Origin of the sequence: Enterobacter sp. MGH119, from assembly GCF_001037675.1 — a bacterium.
In the GTDB taxonomy this organism is placed as follows: Bacteria; Pseudomonadota; Gammaproteobacteria; order Enterobacterales; family Enterobacteriaceae; genus Enterobacter; species Enterobacter hormaechei_C.
In genome coordinates, this window is sequence record NZ_KQ089929.1 from 1,039,123 (window position 1) to 1,054,643 (window position 15,521).

General features: G+C 52.3%; 15 protein-coding genes. 8 read left to right on the forward strand and 7 right to left on the reverse strand.

The annotated features are described in order from the left end of the window. Positions 1 to 24 precede the first annotated feature (24 nt). Complete coding sequence (locus SK53_RS04885; RefSeq protein ID WP_003857245.1) at positions 25 to 1,368, reverse strand: 2-oxoadipate dioxygenase/decarboxylase HglS; 1,344 nt, start codon at positions 1,366 to 1,368, stop codon at positions 25 to 27. 227 nt (positions 1,369 to 1,595) lie between these two features. Here SK53_RS04885 and SK53_RS04890 point away from each other — a divergent pair, with 227 nt between their 5' ends. Beyond that, a complete protein-coding gene (locus tag SK53_RS04890) occupies positions 1,596 to 2,519 on the forward strand; it encodes a LysR substrate-binding domain-containing protein (RefSeq protein ID WP_003857247.1) in 924 nt (307 codons plus the stop codon). 41 nt (positions 2,520 to 2,560) lie between these two features. On the opposite strand, the gene SK53_RS04895 is transcribed toward SK53_RS04890, so the two are convergent. From SK53_RS04895 to SK53_RS04905, 3 genes are all read right to left on the reverse strand, one after another. Beyond that, the gene (locus SK53_RS04895) at positions 2,561 to 4,252 is read right to left on the reverse strand and encodes a methyl-accepting chemotaxis protein (RefSeq protein WP_023324628.1); all 1,692 of its coding nucleotides are present in this window, start codon (positions 4,250 to 4,252) and stop codon (positions 2,561 to 2,563) included. A 159-nt stretch (positions 4,253 to 4,411) separates the two neighbouring features. Next, a complete protein-coding gene (locus SK53_RS04900) occupies positions 4,412 to 5,530 on the reverse strand; it encodes an S-(hydroxymethyl)glutathione dehydrogenase/class III alcohol dehydrogenase (RefSeq protein ID WP_003857251.1) in 1,119 nt (372 codons plus the stop codon). A 32-nt stretch (positions 5,531 to 5,562) separates the two neighbouring features. Further along, positions 5,563 to 5,838 carry a metal/formaldehyde-sensitive transcriptional repressor gene (locus SK53_RS04905; protein WP_003857256.1) on the reverse strand — a complete coding sequence of 92 codons (276 nt, stop codon included), beginning with the start codon at positions 5,836 to 5,838 and terminating at the stop codon, positions 5,563 to 5,565. Positions 5,839 to 6,178: 340 nt separating this feature from the next. Here SK53_RS04905 and SK53_RS04910 point away from each other — a divergent pair, with 340 nt between their 5' ends. The 6 genes from SK53_RS04910 to SK53_RS04940 all read left to right on the forward strand — a co-directional run bounded on the left by SK53_RS04910 (position 6,179) and on the right by SK53_RS04940 (position 9,420). Further along, positions 6,179 to 6,721: a hypothetical protein gene (locus SK53_RS04910; RefSeq protein ID WP_156174850.1), complete on the forward strand. Its 543-nt coding sequence runs from the start codon at positions 6,179 to 6,181 to the stop codon at positions 6,719 to 6,721. A gap of 487 nt (positions 6,722 to 7,208) precedes the next feature. After that, positions 7,209 to 7,814, forward strand: a complete 606-nt coding sequence (locus SK53_RS04920; protein WP_048208683.1) for a hypothetical protein — start codon at positions 7,209 to 7,211, stop codon at positions 7,812 to 7,814. A 184-nt stretch (positions 7,815 to 7,998) separates the two neighbouring features. Continuing rightward, positions 7,999 to 8,271, forward strand: a complete 273-nt coding sequence (locus SK53_RS04925) for an ElaB/YgaM/YqjD family protein (protein WP_003857263.1) — start codon at positions 7,999 to 8,001, stop codon at positions 8,269 to 8,271. A 189-nt stretch (positions 8,272 to 8,460) separates the two neighbouring features. Continuing rightward, positions 8,461 to 8,700: a regulatory protein YcgZ gene (gene ycgZ, locus SK53_RS04930; RefSeq protein ID WP_003857265.1), complete on the forward strand. Its 240-nt coding sequence runs from the start codon at positions 8,461 to 8,463 to the stop codon at positions 8,698 to 8,700. A 118-nt stretch (positions 8,701 to 8,818) separates the two neighbouring features. Beyond that, a complete protein-coding gene (locus SK53_RS04935) occupies positions 8,819 to 9,118 on the forward strand; it encodes a hypothetical protein (protein ID WP_023296588.1) in 300 nt (99 codons plus the stop codon). Between the two features lie 23 nt (positions 9,119 to 9,141). Beyond that, on the forward strand, positions 9,142 to 9,420 hold the full coding sequence (locus SK53_RS04940; protein ID WP_044596271.1) for a biofilm development regulator YmgB/AriR family protein: 279 nt from the start codon (positions 9,142 to 9,144) through the stop codon (positions 9,418 to 9,420). Positions 9,421 to 9,503: 83 nt separating this feature from the next. Here the strand turns inward: SK53_RS04940 and SK53_RS04945 are convergent, their stop codons facing one another. Then, a complete protein-coding gene (locus SK53_RS04945; RefSeq protein ID WP_032609154.1) occupies positions 9,504 to 10,961 on the reverse strand; it encodes an EAL domain-containing protein in 1,458 nt (485 codons plus the stop codon). 285 nt (positions 10,962 to 11,246) lie between these two features. Between SK53_RS04945 and SK53_RS04950 the strand changes: the two genes are divergently transcribed. Continuing rightward, positions 11,247 to 12,131: a hypothetical protein gene (locus SK53_RS04950; protein WP_032634546.1), complete on the forward strand. Its 885-nt coding sequence runs from the start codon at positions 11,247 to 11,249 to the stop codon at positions 12,129 to 12,131. 33 nt (positions 12,132 to 12,164) lie between these two features. On the opposite strand, the gene SK53_RS04955 is transcribed toward SK53_RS04950, so the two are convergent. After that, a complete protein-coding gene (locus SK53_RS04955; RefSeq protein ID WP_022651165.1) occupies positions 12,165 to 13,340 on the reverse strand; it encodes an HlyD family type I secretion periplasmic adaptor subunit in 1,176 nt (391 codons plus the stop codon). Further along, positions 13,337 to 15,502: a type I secretion system permease/ATPase gene (locus tag SK53_RS04960; protein WP_048208686.1), complete on the reverse strand. Its 2,166-nt coding sequence runs from the start codon at positions 15,500 to 15,502 to the stop codon at positions 13,337 to 13,339. The genes SK53_RS04955 and SK53_RS04960 overlap by 4 nt, the downstream gene beginning before the upstream one ends. Positions 15,503 to 15,521 lie beyond the last annotated feature (19 nt).

The window sequence follows — 15,521 nt, forward strand, 5'->3', positions numbered from 1 at the left end:
TCACACCCTTGCAGAGTAACGGTTTCAGAGCAAACCGCAACGCTGTTTGCTGCGCGCTTCCGCCTCCTCGTAAAGCGAAAACTCGTCGTACACCGCACAGCCGAGCGCGGCTTCGAAGGCATTGCGGCTGGCATTGCCGTGGCTGCGCGCCTGCGTTTCATTGCCAAGATTCGACTGGAAGATCCCCGCCGCGCTGACGGGCAGAAAATCCTCGTAGGTGATGGGCTGTGCCACAACCCAGCCGCGTTCGATCAGCGGCTGCGGATCGTCGCCGGGACGAAACGCGTGACGATGCGCCTCACCTGTCGGGGTCAGACGGTAGCGGAAATAAGCCAGCCCCTGACGGCGCAGGAACATTTCACTGTCCGGGAAGGCGCTGAAGATCTCGCGCAGGTGAAGCTGGTGGGTCAGGTTGTCTTTGCCGGTCCCGGCCTGGTTTAACAGGCTGTCGTACAGCTCGCGCCCTTTCGGCGTAAGCGCCACGCCGCGCTGCTCAATCTCACCGAAACGCGCGGTATGGGTGCCCTTGTGTTCCCCCGCGAACAGCACCGGCTCCTCCAGTGCCTTAAAGCTGGTCTGACGCAGGAGGATCGGCACCTCGCGGCGCGGCGGGCCTTCAATCAGGATTTTCGGCTCGATGCCGTACTTCGGCATTAGCTCCTGCACCCGGTCGATATCCAGCGTGCGCGGCGTGAGATGGTTGATGTGGCACCCCGGGAAACAGACCACGTCGGCAATCAGGCGATGTTCGTTGCTCAGCGCCAGATAGGTTTCCTGATCGACCGTCGCATGGCGATGCCAGCGGAAGGTTTCTAAGGCTTCCTGCACAAATTCGCGCGCCTGTGCCTCGGTAAAGTGTCCCTGCGCATCATGCAGGTCGATCAGTTCCAGACAGCGCGGCGTAAAGATGTTGCGCCGGGAGAGGATCTCCGCCGCCCTTTCGCGCAGCGCAACGTTTTCAATCAGCTCCAGGCGCAGCAGCGAGGTAAAAATGCGAAACGGATTACGGCAGAGCGCCGCATCGTCTGTCGGACGAAACGCCGTCGAGTGGACGGGCACGCCCGCCTGGGAGAGATCGTAGTAGCTGACCGGGTACATGCCCATAATGGCGAAGATCCGGCGCAGGGTGGAAAGCTCCTGCGCGGTGCCAACGCGGATCGCACCGTGACGTTCAACATTCAGGCGCGCCAGTTCGTCTGCGTTCGCCAGTTGTTCATGTAAAAGTGGGTTATTTTCCAGAACCGCCAGGTTAACGTCCGCCACCAGTTCCAGCAAGGTGCCGTACTGCGGAACTTCCTGCTGGTACATCGCCGACATAGCCTGCGAAAAGTGTTCCCGAATATCATCAGCCGTGATGGTGTTCGCCATGATGTCATGCCTCCAGTGAATACTACCTGGAGTGTAGAGAAGCCCGTTCCTTTCGTTGGGAAGAATTTACGAATTGTGATCCAGGCAGACGAGTGGTCAAAGCGTGGGCATTTTCGAAAAACGGTTGTAACTCAAACAGATCAAATGTTAAAAATATTTTGCTATCAGGTTATCAAATTCAAACATCTTAACTTGTCACCCGCGTCGCTCTGTTTTTAACATCGCCTATGGAAAAAAATGGTCTGTTCAGTCAGCGCATACGCTTGCGCCATTTGCATACTTTTGTGGCCGTCGCTCAACAGGGAACGCTGGGGCGAGCGGCTGAAACCCTTAACCTCAGTCAGCCTGCACTCTCCAAAACGCTGAACGAACTGGAACAGCTTACCGGAACCCGCCTGTTCGATCGCGGCCGTCTGGGGGCTCAGCTTACGCTCGTGGGCGAACAGTTCCTGACGCATGCCGTTAAAGTTCTCGATGCCCTCAATACCGCCGGTCAGGCGTTAAACCGTAAAGAGGAGCCGGCCAGCGACATCGTGCGCGTGGGCGCGCTGCCAACGGCGGCGCTGGGCATACTGCCTGCGGCGATCGGCCAGTTCCACCGTCAGCAAAAGCACGCCACGCTTCAGGTCGCGACCATGAATAACACCATGCTGCTGGCGGGCCTGAAGTCAGGCGAGCTGGATCTGGGCATTGGGCGGATGTCCGATCCGGAACTGATGAGCGGCCTGAACTACGAGCTGCTGTTCCTGGAATCGCTGAAGCTGGTCGTGCGTCCGAATCATCCTCTGTTGCAGGACACCGTGACCCTGAGCCGTGTGATGGAGTGGCCGGTGGTGGTCTCACCAAAAGGAACCGTTCCGCGTCAGAATGCGGAAGCGTTGCTGCAAATGCAGGGCTGCACGCTGCCTTCCGGGTGTATTGAAACGCTCTCGGCGTCGCTGTCGCGCCAGCTTACGGTGGATTATGACTACGTATGGTTTGTGCCGTCCGGCGCGGTGAAGGACGATCTGCGACGCGGCGTGCTTACGGCGCTGCCGGTAACATCGCCCGGCGCGGGAGAACCGATTGGGATCCTGACGCGGGTAGATGCCCCGCTCTCTGAAGGTGCCCAAACGCTGTTAAGCGCCATTCGTAAATCAATGCCTCTCTGACCATAAACGCAGAACCCGCCGCGAGGGCGGGTCTGTCTTACTCAGAACGTTTCCCAGTTATCACCTGAGACGACCGCCGCCGGGGTTAAAGGCGCGGGTTTCGCTGCGTTTGCAGCGGCTGTAGTCCGTCCTGCGTGCGCCCCGTTGAGACGAAACGCGCCAACGGCTTCCGTCAGACGTGCGCCCTGCTCCTCCAGCGAAGCCGCTGCCGCAGAAGCTTCTTCCACCAGCGAGGCATTCTGCTGCGTCACCTTATCCATCTCGGAAATCGCCTGGCTCACCTGAACGATGCCGCGGCTCTGCTCATCGGACGCCGCTGCAATCTCCAGCATGATATCGGTGACGCGTTTAACCGCCTCGACGATTTCATTCATGGTATTGCCCGCTGCAACCACCTCCCCGGAACCCTGATCGATAAGCGACACCGATTCATTAATCAGGCTTTCAATCTCTTTCGCCGCGTTTGCGCTGCGGCTTGCCAGGGTGCGAACTTCACTCGCCACGACCGCAAAGCCGCGTCCCTGTTCACCCGCACGCGCCGCCTCGACCGCCGCGTTGAGCGCCAGAATATTGGTCTGGAACGCGATGCTGTTAATCACGGCGGTAATTTCAGAGATCTTCTTCGAGCTGGTGGAAATATTACCCATTGTTTTCACCACGCCGGAGACCATCTGCCCCCCGCGGCTGGCCTTCCCGGAGGCATCTTCTGCCAGTTTACTTGCATGATGCGCGTTATCGGCGTTCTGTTTCACCGTCGCGGTGAGCTGCTCCATGCTGGCCGCCGTCTGTTCAATCGCCGCCGCCTGCTGCTCAGTACGGGAAGAGAGATCGGTGTTACCCGCGGAGATCTCGCTCGTTCCCCGGTAGATCTCCTCCGCCCCTTGCCGCACGGTGCCTACGGTGGTCACCAGCGCGTGCTGCATCGTTTGCAGATCGCGCGTAAGGCGGCCAATTTCACTGCGCCCGGTCGGTTCGTCCGGCATGGTCAAATCGCCTTTCGCGATATTTTCGATACGCGTAGCGGCTCGCTGGAGCGGGTTTATCACCGTACGGCGCAGCACCACAAAAGTGATCACCGCCAGCGCCAGCGCCAGGCCAAACGCGCCGAACATAAACATCAGCCCCAGCCGGGTGCGGGTGTGAGCCTGCGCCGTCAGCGCGTTGGCGCGTTCGGTGCGGATTTTTATCGCCTTCAACAGCACCGCGTTATAGGCATCGTCCAGCGGACGCGCGGTCTCATTTTCGTGGTTGATAATGGCTTCAAACATGCCGTTTTTGGCATATTTCAGCATCGGCTGCATACCGGCGATGTAGGCGTCATAGCGGGCTTTCAGATCGCCGTCCAGCGCTTCATCAGCCGGTGTGCGAATAGTGCGCTTCATATAGGCGGCAAATCCATCCTGCGACTGCCTGATGCGGGTCTCAGCCTCAGCGATGTTTTGTTTCATCGCCTCCATCTCCGCGATACGGCTCGCCGCCCCCGCGTGGATCATGTTGATACGGGCGGTGCGTAAATGGTTGGAACTGTTTGACAGCCCGGTGCGCACCTGGATTTCTGCCGTAACATCCTGCTGATCGTTATCGGCCTGGAGCAGGAAATAGCCTGCCAGACCCGAGCTCAATGCAAACAGGAGAATAATGCCACCGAGAATGGAGGAAAACAGCGGAACCAGCCGGATGTGATGCAAGAAACTCAGCTTATGCTGCGCCTGCATCGATGTTGTGTTGTCCATGACCGTCGACTCTCTTATAGGTAAGATGCGTAAAAACACGCCTGTAAAAGAGTCATCGGCACGGCGTAGAATTAGATTACGGTTAAAAGCGCCAGACAGGTCACACTTTAGAAAAGATCAGGGAAGAAATGCCAGCGGAAAAAACCGCTGGCAGAATAATCAGTTGTCGCCGAAATGGATAACGGTACGAATAGATTTTCCTTCGTGCATCAGATCGAAGGCTTCGTTGATCTGCTCCAGCGGCAGGCGGTGCGTAATGAACGGGTCGAGCTGAATTTTACCGACCATCGCATCTTCAACCATGCCCGGCAGCTGGGTACGGCCTTTCACGCCGCCAAATGCCGACCCGCGCCATACGCGCCCTGTCACCAGCTGGAAGGGACGGGTTTTGATCTCCTGACCCGCGCCGGCCACACCGATAATGATGCTCTCGCCCCAGCCTTTGTGGCAGCACTCAAGCGCTGAGCGCATCACATCGACGTTGCCGATACATTCGAAGCTGAAGTCCACGCCGCCGTCGGTCAGCTCAACGATCACCTCCTGAACCGGTTTGTCGTAGTCTTTCGGGTTGATGAAATCGGTCGCGCCCATCTCACCTGCGAGCTTAAATTTTTCCGGGTTGGTATCCACAGCAATGATGCGGCCAGCTTTCGCCTGTACCGCGCCCTGGATGACTGCCAGACCGATCCCGCCGAGGCCGAACACCGCCACGGTGTCACCCTCTTTCACTTTCGCCGTGTTATGCACCGCGCCGATACCGGTGGTGACACCGCAGCCGAGCAGACAGACTTTATCCAGCGGGGCCTGCGGATTCACTTTCGCCAGTGAGATCTCGGCGCACACCGTGTATTCGCTGAAGGTGCTGGTCCCCATGTAGTGATAAATGGGCTCGCCGTTATAGGAGAAACGGGTGGTGCCGTCCGGCATAAGACCTTTACCCTGCGTGGCGCGCACGGCCTGGCAGAGGTTAGTTTTGCCGGATTTGCAGAACTTACACTCGCCGCACTCTGCGGTGTAGAGCGGGATCACATGGTCGCCGGGCTTCAGGCTGGTGACGCCTTCACCCACTTCCACCACCACACCGCCCCCTTCGTGGCCGAGCACCGCCGGGAATACGCCTTCCGGATCGTCACCGGACAGGGTAAACGCATCGGTATGGCAAACGCCGGTGTGGGTAATTTTGATCAGCACTTCGCCTTTCTTCGGCGGAGCAACATCAATTTCAACGATTTTCAGCGGCTGGCCTGGGCCGAACGCGACAGCTGCGCGAGATTTCATGATGTCTTTCCCTTGTTGTGAGGTGTGTGGATTTATTTTAGATAAGAGCGCAGTAAATGGCCGACTTCCGCCATCCGCACAGCCCGCTGATCCGGGGTGGTCTCCCCCGTCACCAGCTCATCTTTGAGGTGAATTTCAACCATTTCCCCCATCAGGCCATTGGCAGCGCCGCGCACGGCGGCGATTTGCTGCAAAATGGCGAGACAGGGATCGCCCGATTCCAGGGCGCGTTCAAGGGCATCAACCTGGCCCCGAATGCGGCGGACGCGGGTCAGAATACGTTTTTTATCTTCGGGTGAATGCGGCATACGCCCTCCTGATACTATAGGGGGGTATTGTATCCTTCATGGGAAGTTAATGTAAACATTAAGTTTTATGAGGGTATCAGGTATCATGTAATTTATAGTGTGTTTCTTTTCTTAACTCGAACATCTGAACTAAGCTATGACACATTCTGTAAAAACATAGTTGTAATAAATACCGTCGTATCCGCATTTTTGAAGGTTTCTGCATTCACGCAAATTCCCGTCCCCACCAAAGACTGTAGGTTTCTTAAGAATACAATGAGGAATAGACTAATAGGCGATAGTTAACATTTTTAAATGTCAAATGCTTTTTATGAATGAAAACTTTTATTAAGGGCTTTTAATGAGCATTTTCTTAAGACGAAGTATAAATGCATTATGCAAAGATAGTTTATTTTTCTTTCTTCTTAGTCTGGTTGTATTGATACCTTTCAATTTCCTTAGTGATAAATCTACTCAGGAGATAGAAACTATCATTGAAGAACATATGGCCCCTCATTCTCTTGCAGCAATGCTTGTAATAGCAACGTCTATTACGTCTCTGACACTTCGATTTGTCGGCAGCATAAATGTCAAGAAAAAATATAATAAACTCATATATACACTCATTATTTTCCCTGTTATCAAAGTAGGGAAAGCATATGCTTCTACGATGGTCGGCATGATGACAGGGTTAACCTTAATATTATCCTTCTCTGAAGGTATATCAAAAACAATAATGCCTTTATTTTTCATTGTTTGTATTTCTATGTACTGGTTTCTTTTTGAAGCGATATTGTATGTTAGTAAAAATGGCCTGCCATCAAACGTCAGTAAAAAAACAACAAATATTTTATTGCTAATAATAGTAATTATAATACCCGCAGTGTATTTCTACATTGTATGAAGTAGCTATCAATGAATTCAAAACCAGATGGCCATACCTAAAAATTGCGGCCAGTTTTAAACTCAAGTTAAGATCCGTATTGAGCAGGCAAAGGAGATCACTATAGCCTGTCTGTACAACTGCGGCCGCGGTGTTATTGGCCTTGCGGCATTTAGCACTTATACACGTGCTGGTCACCAGCTGCTGACTTAGCCACTCTTTCTTCGCCTGCCAGCTCGGGTGTGGAGAAGCGGAAATGCTGTATCTGGTATATTCGACCTGCTTCAACGAGTTCTATGTTGAGCAGCTACAGCTGTTTAACGAGCGGTTGGGGTTTACCCTTAACGTCTCTCTCAGAGATGGTGCAACCATATTTAGGGTTTACCCCCACCTCGACCAACCCTATTTAGCTCAAAATGTTAAAAATCCGCACTTATATGGCACATTGTGAACAGAAATAACATTCTCGTCACCTAACATACCCGCTACAAACAAAATGGTGGTGTTAATGATTGTACTAAAGAGCTTTTTATTCTTCGTTGGCGCGGCGGCCGCTTGCGCAGTTATTGTACTGTGTCTTTGGGTTGATATGCGGTTTGTCGGCCATGATATTCCGGAATTATCACTGACCGAAATTATGCAGGAAACGGTATTAGCGAGTATTGTCTTTCTCCATTTTCGTCTGGCGAAAATGTACGAATCCATGCGTTACTGTAATATTCTGGTGGGCGGATTTTTCCTGACAATGCTAATTCGTGAGCTGGACGCGCTTTTTGATCTCATTTCTCATGGGAGTTGGGTGTGGTTCGCGCTGATTACCGCTGTGCTGGCGTTAATTCGCCCCGTTATGCATTTTCGTGCTACCCTGGAACAGCTGGCAAAATATACCCAATCCCCCTGGTACGGTATTCTGTTGAGCGGCCTGCTGGCTGTACTGGTCTTCTCCCGCCTCTTTGGAATGCAGGTGCTGTGGCACGCCATCCTGGAGCATGGCTATATGCGTGTCGTGAAAAACGCCGTGGAGGAAGGTTCGGAATCGTTCGGTTATATGCTGTGCCTGGCCGCATCCCTTGGTTATTACGTTACCTTTCCCGCTCACGCACGACAAAAATAATCTCTTCGCACTGCGTAGAGAGACGGCGAGGGAAATAGTGATCAACAACATCCTAAGGACGTTAGGGTTGTCATGTAAGAAAGACATATCCTAAAAAGGGGCAATCAGGCGTCGATTTCAGCGAATTCTCGCTCACGCCTGAAATCAGCGTCTATCCTTAGACTATCAACAAAAGGAGGCTGGAATGTCTGATTTCGACACTGATAAAAATGCACAATACGCTGGCGATAAAGCCAAAAACAAACTTGATGAATTATCCGGCTCTGCGCAGCAGCAGTTTGGTGAATTCGTTGACTCCCCTAAACACCAGGTGAAAGGTGCAGCGAAAAAATATGCTGCCCAGGCCAGTGATGCCGTCTCGGATGTTACTGAAGCCGTCAGAAATAACCCGTTAACGGGCTTAATCGCTGCGGGTGCGGTAGGTATCGTTCTGGGACTTCTGTTGGGACGTAAATAATTTCAGGCCCTCCGGGGCCTTTTCTTTTCCCCCTCTTTCCTTCTCTTCCCCCCCCTAATCTTGATAGTTCTCCTGATAAAAGCTCAATCCATACGAAAAAGTTGTACAATTTTGATGTACAGATTTGACCATATAGTATAAATTCGATGCCAGTGATGTTACAAAATTGTTTGTTAACGGTGGAAAATTATGCGTCGCAACCATGCTCCCTCTACAGCAGAAAGCGCTATAACCTTGTATTTTAACAAGGATAACGTCCCAACACAGCAGGAAACCCTTGGTGCCATCGTCAGTGAGATCATCAAAGAAAATGTACAACTGAGCAGAATGACAATTTGTACAAAGCTGTTGCGCAGAATTGAAGAATCAACGTCTGACGTTGAGAAAGCGCACTACAACGGTTTGATAGCCCTCTTCTTCGAGCGTTAACCTGAACACTGTTTTTTAACTTACTAAGTTAGTCATGCTGAGTGAGAATAGAGCTTCTGAATGCGATGACTAACCCCATGCTACAGCCTGCCGCGTGTAGCAGAGTGAGATTGAAGGTATGCATAGAACTAAATTTGAACGACTTAAGGATGACCTTATCGGTGAGGCCGTATTATCCATACTGAAAGAGAACGGACCTATTACCTTTGTGTCTCTTGCTAATCGCCTGCGGGCGATGGCTAACGTTGAATCAAATGATGAACGTAAAAATGCATTGATTGCCGCTGAAGATGAAGTGCGCCAGCGTGTAACCGGCGTCTCGCACGACCGGGGAAGAGTGATGGGCGATTATGACATTGGTCGCATGCGATCTCTCTTTACTCACAACACGCTTTTGACCCCAGACAAGAAACACTAATTTTAACCGAAACGGTGACCACCATGAGTAAAGCGATTATGCAGCAGACGTATAATTTTGAAGCCTTGCACGATAAAGGACTGGCGGAACATTTTCTTAATGCAGGAAAACATCTCAGTGGTGAGGTTGAAGTGTTGGGCTCGGCAATACGCTGTATTATGCTGACCGGTGACAATCTCTCTAATAAAGAGATTATCCTGCAACTGATTCACGCCCTCGAAATTACCGAGGAGCCCGAAGCCTGCGATGTCATTCGAAATACGCTTGAAATTGTTGTCGGTTTTACGCGCGATGATATCTGATAACAGATTATTGCGCTGGTGAGTGACTGTTTTTGCTTGTGGTAGAAAAGTTTCTCTGTCGTACCACCAGCATAGTGAACCCATTAACTAAATAGCCGTACCATTCGATCAAGCTCTTCTTCTTTAACCGCCCGGGAAAGATAATATCCCTGAAAGCGTTTAACACCTAACGCGACAAGTTTTTCAAATTTTTCTTCGCTATCGACGCCTTCCGCAACGCATTCCCTTCCCGTCATGTCGCTGTATATCTGTATCGCTTTAATAATGCTATAGTCATTGTCGTTAGCAACAAAGTGCTCAACTATATCGCGGTCAAGCTTCAATCCGTCAACATTAATCTGTCGGATGGGTAACATAGCGTAATCTCTGGAAAAGCAATCATCCAGAAACAGCCGACACCCCTCGGCGCGTAAACGCTGAAGAGTGACAGGAATATTTGGATCCTTTGTCACATCAATCGCTTCAGCTAATTCAAAGACAAGTTTCCCGGCCCACTGCGGCTTCAGTAACATCTCAACGGCTTTTTTCGCCATTCCCGGCAGCGCGTTCCCGGTAGCCAGTGGAGGCGGAATATTAACCGAAAAATAATATTTCCCATTGTATCTGTTGATACCTGACACGGCCGCGTGGATGACTAACGCCGTCAGCTTGAGCCATATTTCGCCATTTTTCACCCCACCCAGAAATTGGGCAGCCTTCAGAACCTGACCGTTTTTATGCCAGCGCAGCAGAATTTCAAAGCCTACTCCTTTTTTATCGCCATCGGTAATAATTTGATAAGCCGCAAAGATTTCCCGCTTATGTAACGCCTGCAAAATATCAATTTCCGCATCCGAAAACCCCTGCGGATTATTTTTTACTGCACAGACTTCATCTCTGAAAACACGTGCATCGCTAAACCACACCCTGATAAGATATAATTTATCCAACCCCACTTTTCTATGGGTATAAATGGTTTTATCTGACAACCCTAACCTCGCAGACTGCTCTTTTATCGAAATACCCCGATAAAAATTCAGCAATACGGTTAATTCGCGCTTTGTTAAACCATTCAGACTTTCTTTACCTTCTTTCTCGGGTCCATCACGCAATATGCGTGACGAATCGGTATGCACGTCATAAATGTTGTCTGCACAGTCCATTACGTCTGAAATATTCGCTATCCTGATCATCGATAACGATTTGGTATTATTAACGAGACTACACAACGTGGCATAAAGCCATCTCTCTGGTATTGCGCCATACAGCGTCACGCTACAAATAACCGGCAGCGCATTCAGCACCGATACCAACTGCTTCAGGCTTTCAAGAAAGGCAGCGACGTCGCGACCAAGAAAAACAGCAACTTCAGGTGGTTGATTTTGCATCATTTTATGAACATCACCTGAGCAAACTTCATCCTCTTCAAAATGGAGCCGCGTGGCGTTTACGCCACGTGACTTCAGAAGCAGGCTATACCCCTCGAAGGTGAAACCGCAGGCTGAAATAACAAACCGTTGCTTGTAGCACGTACCTTGTATAAAAGGTAAATTTTGAGACATAACCTGCTCCTGAGAATGCAAATAGTATTCCCATCTGTAATTAAAGCCAATACTCTTTGTCGCATTGAATAATTTTACCGCACCCTGTTTGGTTAATAAACCGTTATCAATGTTATGCACAGGAACATTTTTGCGTTAATCAACCGACTCATCCATATGCAGCATAAATATTACTTTCTTTTCATATAACGACAGTAAATATGCATTTCTCGAGGTATAATGAAAATTCCGAAAAAGAAGACCGGACACTTCATCTTATCGGCCCAGACAAAAAGAGAAAATGCTATGGATAATCACATCTCATCCAGGGCTTTGCTACATCGAAGGGATGTCATTAAAAACAACCCGCGATTTGGTGAAGCTATAACAGAACACTACAGAATTAATGATGCCATTTATAAAAAACAACCCTTGTTCTACAAAACGATGCTTCAGGAATCACGCTTCAACATAATACTGTCCATGTGTTGTTTTGTTTTTGGCAATCAGGCTGAGTCAGTTTCAGAGATTAAGGCGCTATGCACCCGTTATAATATCGCCAGCCCTAACAGTGTTATCGCCATCATTACCATACTTAAAACTACCGGGCGAATTAAGACCTGGCGCTGTAGTGAAGATCGCCGAAAAACAAAAATTGCGCCGACGGAAAAAGGACTCGATGAGCTTAAACGCTATATGTCCGGGGCGTTTACGCCTGTCAGCATTCTTTATCCGGCATTCAACATTAATGTTAACCTTCTGGACAATGACATTCTGAGGCACAACTTTTTCCGGCGCGCCGCAGAGTACCTTTTCCGCGGATTAACATTCAGGAAAGTGCTTCCGGAGGTGGGTTTATTTATTGATAAGGATGGTGGACGAATGATTATGCTCTATCTCTATTTGCAGGCCATTAAAAACAAAACAGCACACGGTGCCATAATAGCGTATTCAGCCAGCACGCTGGCAAAAGAATTTTTCGTCTCGCGTATTCACGTCAACCGCATTATCAAATCGGCGCAGGAGGCAGGTTATCTTAAAGATCGCGGCGATGGCCGGATGTCAATTTATCCGGCCTTTATCGAGCTTGTCGAAAATTATGCCGGATTATATTTTGCGTATGTCACACATTACATCAATGTGGTACCAAAAGAACGACGCCATGCTGTCAACATGACGCCTACACTCTGATCTGACGGGCGTTCGGTTTGCTGAACGCCTTTCTTACCGCTCGCGCAGCGCCTCTTTTGCCTTATTCAACGGTTTCAGCAGATAATCAATGACGGATTTACTGCCGGTTTTGATATCAACTGTGGCTATCATGCCCGGGAACACCGGGAACGCCTTGCCCTGCCTGTTGGTCAGATGGTTACTGTCTGTACGAATATAAACGCGATAATAATAAACATCCCGTTTCACCTCGTCCTGAAGGGTATCCGGGGAAATCATCGTCACCTCCCCTTCCAGCCCGCCGTAGATCGAGTAATCATAGGCGGTGATTTTCACCAGCGCTTTTTGCCCGGGATGGATAAACGCGACATCGCGCGGCGAGATTTTCGCTTCTATCACCATCTGGTCATCAAGCGGTACCAGGCTCATCAGTTTGCCGTTCGGCGGGATCACCCCGCCCACCGTCGTCACGTCAATATCCTTCACGATGCCACGCACCGGCGCATTAAACGTTAAGCGGGTGAGTGAATCTTCGCGTCCTTTCATGACCGAACGCTGCGCCTCTATTTCTGCGTTCGCTTTCGCCAGTTCTTCGCGGGCGCGAACGTAGTACTGGTTTTTCATCTCGGTGATTTTGCTCTCCAGCTCATTTTTTTGGCGTTCAAGGCGTAAGACTTCGACCTTACTGGCCGCCCCCTGCGTCACCAGCGGGCGCGTTAATGCCAGTTCACGCTGCACGAGATCCGCTCCCTGGCGTAAACCCGCCAGCCCTTTTTCAAGGCTTTCGCGACGTGACTGATAAAGCGCCGTTTCCTGTTTGACCAGCTCAACGTCGTCATCCAGCTCTGCCGGGAATGTCAGCCCGGTGTCGTTCACCTCAGCATTCAGACGCGCGGCCGTCGCCATTGCAGCGTTTAATCGAGACTCGCTCTCCAGCACGCTGGACTCGGTTTTCGTCCGGTCCAGTTGGGCAAGCTGTTGACCACGCTCGACGATGTCGCCTTCGCGCACCATCAGACTGTGAATAATCCCCCCTTCCAGGGACTGGATCACCTGCTCGTGGGAGGACGGGATCACCTTGCCACTGCCCGTCGTGACCTCATCCAGCTGGAACAGGCTGGCCCAGGTAATAAACACCACCAGCAGGGCAAACAGCGACCATGCCACCAGCGACGAACGCGGCAGGCGGGGCTCCTTCAGTCGGCTATTAAAGCGGGAGAAATCATTCATGCCACGCCCTCCGTTTTCAGTTTAACCGTACGCTGCGGCGCCTGATGCGGGGCCATTCCGTGCTGGCGTAAAATGGCATCACGAGGGCCATCCATCACCACTTTGCCGTTTTCCAGGACGATGATGCGGTCAACCAGGTCCAGAATCGGCAGGCGATGCGTCGCCACCACCAGCGTCCGGCGCTTACCGAGCCACTGGTGCAGATGCTGGATAAACTGCTTCTCGCTGACCTCATCCAGCCAGGCGGTGGGTTCATCCAGCAGCAGAATATTCGGCGAGGTGATCAGCGCGCGCGCCAGCAGCAGCGCCTGACGTTGCCCGCCGGAAAGCCCCGTTCCGCCCTCGTTGATGATGGTGTTTAGCCCCATTTTCTGCTTGCGCACATACTCCAGCGCGCCGCTGTTGACCAGCGCCTGATGGATTTCCTCGTCTGTCGCCAGCGGATTACCCATCAGGATGTTGTCGCGTACGGAGCCGAAGAACAGCCGCGCCTGCTGGCTGAGCAACTGCATATCGCGGCGCACGTCGGCCGGGTCAAGATGATTGAGAGCAATATCGTCCAGCAAAATGCTGCCCTGCTGCGGCTCCTGCATTCCCGCGAGGAGGTGCAGCAAGGTGCTTTTCCCCGAACCATTCCGCCCGAGCACCGCCACGCGCTCCCCGGCGCGAATGCGTAGTTTGCTGATATTCAGCACGGTGAGCTTCTCTTCTTCGTCGTAATAAAACCCCACGTCGTCCAGCAGATAATCACCGCGCAGGTGGGCTTTATGCACCTTCTTTCCGTGCTGGGGATCGTCAATCGGGCGCTGCATCAGGTCATCCAGTCCCTTGCGGGCCACCTTTGCTGACTGCCAGCGGGAAAGCACGCCAGAAATTTGCGACAGCGGCGCAATGGTCCGGGACGCCAGAATCGAGGTGCCCACCAGCGCACCGGTGGTCATGTCGCCGCTGATGACCAGATAGCAGCCCACCAGCAGCACCACCGCGTAAACAATGGACTGCACCTCCTGCGTCCAGGTGAGCAGCAGACCCGTCAACCAGCGCTGCTTCATGCCGACGCTGGCGGCGACGTCGTTGGTGTTATTCCACTGGTTCTGGAAACGCTGCTCGGCGCGCATCAGCTTGATGTCTTCAATGCCCTGCACCGCTTCCACCAGCGTGGCGTTACGAATGGCGGATTCACGCATCCCTTCGCTGGAGAGTTTCCCCAGCGGGCGCTGCACCAGCAGGCCCGGAATAAGCAAAAGCGGCACGGCGAGCAGGACCACCAGCACCAGCGGACCGCCAATCATCCACAGAATGAAGACGAACAGCAGGAAGAACGGCAGATCGGAGAGGGCCGCAATGGTCGTCGAGGTGATCAGCTCGCGCACCGACTCCAGCTCGCGGATCTGCGCGATAAACGATCCGGTTGATTTCGAGCGTGCGCCGTTTTTAATCCGCAGCGCGTGGGCAAAGACGCGTTCAGAGATGCGCAGATCGGCACGCTTCCCCACCACGTCGGAAATGTGCACGCGCAGCATGCGCATGATGAATTCGAACACGATGGCAATCATCACGCCGCCGAACAGCACCCACAGCGTGGCTTCTGACTGCGACGGTACCACCCTGTCGTAGACCTGCATGGAGAAGACCATGCCGGAAAGCGCCAGCACGTTGGCGACCAGCGCCACCAGCATAATGTCGCCGTAGCGTCGCCAGTCCTTCAGCGCCAGTTGCCAGAACCAGTTTTTTTCATACGGTTTGATGTAGTCATCCACGCGGGCATCCGGCGTGGACTCCAGGGGACGCAGCACCATCAGCCCCTTTAACCGCGAACCGAGCTCGTCCCGCGTCAGCGTTGTCTCCAGCCCCCCGTCGCCGCTAAACTGCACGCTGACGTTCCCTTCGTTGTCCATACGGTTGATGACCGCAATTTGCCCGCCGGTGAACTCCGCCAGCAGCGGTAAACGCCACGGATCGAGCGCTACGGCTCCCGCCGCCACCCAACGCATCCCCAGCCCAAGCTGGCGCGCCATCTCCTCCAGCACCAGCTGGCGTGGCGACTGGCTTTCATGGTTAATCGTGACCCGAACATGCTCCGCCGAAAAATCCAGCCGATAATATTTCGCGATGATGAGCATGCCCTGCAACCAAGGTTCGTACTGTGGATGTGTCTTCATAATCTCCGGGTTAATGCAA

What these genes read in the sequence shown, in the direction of transcription:
- SK53_RS04940 (WP_044596271.1), top strand. Translation starts at nt 9,142, where the DNA reads ATGAGTAAAGCGATTATGCAGCAGACGTATAATTTTGAAGCCTTGCAC.
- SK53_RS04925 (WP_003857263.1), top strand. Translation starts at nt 7,999, where the DNA reads ATGTCTGATTTCGACACTGATAAAAATGCACAATACGCTGGCGATAAA.
- SK53_RS04955 (WP_022651165.1), bottom strand. Translation starts at nt 13,340, where the DNA reads ATGAATGATTTCTCCCGCTTTAATAGCCGACTGAAGGAGCCCCGCCTG.
- SK53_RS04950 (WP_032634546.1), top strand. Translation starts at nt 11,247, where the DNA reads ATGGATAATCACATCTCATCCAGGGCTTTGCTACATCGAAGGGATGTC.
- SK53_RS04900 (WP_003857251.1), bottom strand. Translation starts at nt 5,530, where the DNA reads ATGAAATCTCGCGCAGCTGTCGCGTTCGGCCCAGGCCAGCCGCTGAAA.
- SK53_RS04960 (WP_048208686.1), bottom strand. Translation starts at nt 15,502, where the DNA reads ATGAAGACACATCCACAGTACGAACCTTGGTTGCAGGGCATGCTCATC.
- SK53_RS04885 (WP_003857245.1), bottom strand. Translation starts at nt 1,368, where the DNA reads ATGGCGAACACCATCACGGCTGATGATATTCGGGAACACTTTTCGCAG.
- SK53_RS04905 (WP_003857256.1), bottom strand. Translation starts at nt 5,838, where the DNA reads ATGCCGCATTCACCCGAAGATAAAAAACGTATTCTGACCCGCGTCCGC.
- SK53_RS04895 (WP_023324628.1), bottom strand. Translation starts at nt 4,252, where the DNA reads ATGGACAACACAACATCGATGCAGGCGCAGCATAAGCTGAGTTTCTTG.
- SK53_RS04890 (WP_003857247.1), top strand. Translation starts at nt 1,596, where the DNA reads ATGGAAAAAAATGGTCTGTTCAGTCAGCGCATACGCTTGCGCCATTTG.
- SK53_RS04910 (WP_156174850.1), top strand. Translation starts at nt 6,179, where the DNA reads ATGAGCATTTTCTTAAGACGAAGTATAAATGCATTATGCAAAGATAGT.
- SK53_RS04945 (WP_032609154.1), bottom strand. Translation starts at nt 10,961, where the DNA reads ATGTCTCAAAATTTACCTTTTATACAAGGTACGTGCTACAAGCAACGG.
- SK53_RS04935 (WP_023296588.1), top strand. Translation starts at nt 8,819, where the DNA reads ATGCATAGAACTAAATTTGAACGACTTAAGGATGACCTTATCGGTGAG.
- ycgZ (WP_003857265.1), top strand. Translation starts at nt 8,461, where the DNA reads ATGCGTCGCAACCATGCTCCCTCTACAGCAGAAAGCGCTATAACCTTG.
- SK53_RS04920 (WP_048208683.1), top strand. Translation starts at nt 7,209, where the DNA reads ATGATTGTACTAAAGAGCTTTTTATTCTTCGTTGGCGCGGCGGCCGCT.